This window comes from Corallococcus sp. AB049A, assembly GCF_003668885.1.
Taxonomy (GTDB): Bacteria; Myxococcota; Myxococcia; order Myxococcales; family Myxococcaceae; genus Corallococcus; species Corallococcus interemptor.
The window spans coordinates 1-1,107 of sequence record NZ_RAWL01000814.1; the positions used below are offsets into that span (position 1 = coordinate 1).

The window sequence follows — 1,107 nt, forward strand, 5'->3', positions numbered from 1 at the left end:
TCCCCCACGCTCGATGCAGGATTCGAACCCGAGGCCTCTGGCTCCGGAGGCCGACGTCCGGGCTCAATAAAAAACGCGCCGTGCGTGTAGGGACGACCCGATTTTCGGGGTCATTTCGTATCTCATTTCCAGAAGGGGCCCGGCCGGCGCCGCCTTCTTGAAACACGGAGCCCTCCACGTGCTGCCAGGAACAGAGCGGTCAGTCTTGGAGGCCTTCCGCCGGGGTGACACCGCGGTGCTCACCCAGGTCTACCGCACGTATTCGCCAGAGGTGCTGCGCTACCTGTCCCGGCGCTTCTCCGTGCACTCGGAGACCGGCACGCGCTCCGTCGCGCTCACGCCCCTGGACCTGGACGCCGCCCACCAGGAGACCTTCGTGCGGGCCTTCCGCCCCCACATGCGCCAGGCCTACGACGGCGTGCGCCCCTACCTGGGCTTCCTGCTCACCGTCGCCCGCTCCACCGCCATTGACTTGATGCGCGCCTCCGGCCGCGTGGCCCGGGAGGCCATCCCCCTGGATGACGCGCCCGAGCTCACCCACGCCCCCACCGAGAGCAAGAGCCCGGAGGAAGAGGCCCTGGGCGCCGAGGTCCGCTCCATCGTGCGCCGCTTCCTGGAGGGGCTGCCCGCCGAGGGGCGCGCGCTCGCGCAGCTGCGCTTCATGGACGGCCTGTCGCAGGAGTCCGCCGCGGACCAGCTGAAGCTCACCCGCGGCGAGGTGCGCGTGCGCGAGCGCCGCCTGCGGCTGCAGTTCACGGAACACCTGAAGGACTCGGGCTGGTTGGACAGCGACGTCATCCCGGGCCGCCTGCAGCTGGGCGCCCTGCTGGCCACCCTGGCCCTGCTGTGCGCCATCCCATTCGGGAGCCTCCCATGAAGTGGTACGAACGACATGTGGACGCGGGACTGACGCGCTGGTCCCTGGGGGAGCTGTCCGCCCCCGAATCCTCGCGGCTCCTGCGCCACGCCCACGCCTGCGCCCGCTGCGGCACCCGCTATGACAAGTGGGCCCGCGCCCACCGCGTCCTCGAGTCCGGCCAGACGGACAGCCCCACCGCCACGGAGCTGGAGACGCTCACCGCCGCGGGCCTGGAGGCCGCCCTCAAC

At 71.1% G+C, this 1,107-nt stretch carries 1 protein-coding gene and 1 pseudogene; both read left to right on the forward strand.

Annotated features, from left to right (window positions below; genetic code table 11):
- The first annotated feature begins 205 nt into the window (after positions 1–205).
- The gene (locus D7X55_RS39590) at positions 206–877 is read left to right on the forward strand and encodes an RNA polymerase sigma factor (protein WP_233610380.1); all 672 of its coding nucleotides are present in this window, start codon (positions 206–208) and stop codon (positions 875–877) included.
- A pseudogene (locus D7X55_RS39595) lies at positions 874–1,107 on the forward strand (hypothetical protein); the annotation flags it as partial. The gene D7X55_RS39590 and the pseudogene D7X55_RS39595, both read left to right, overlap by 4 nt.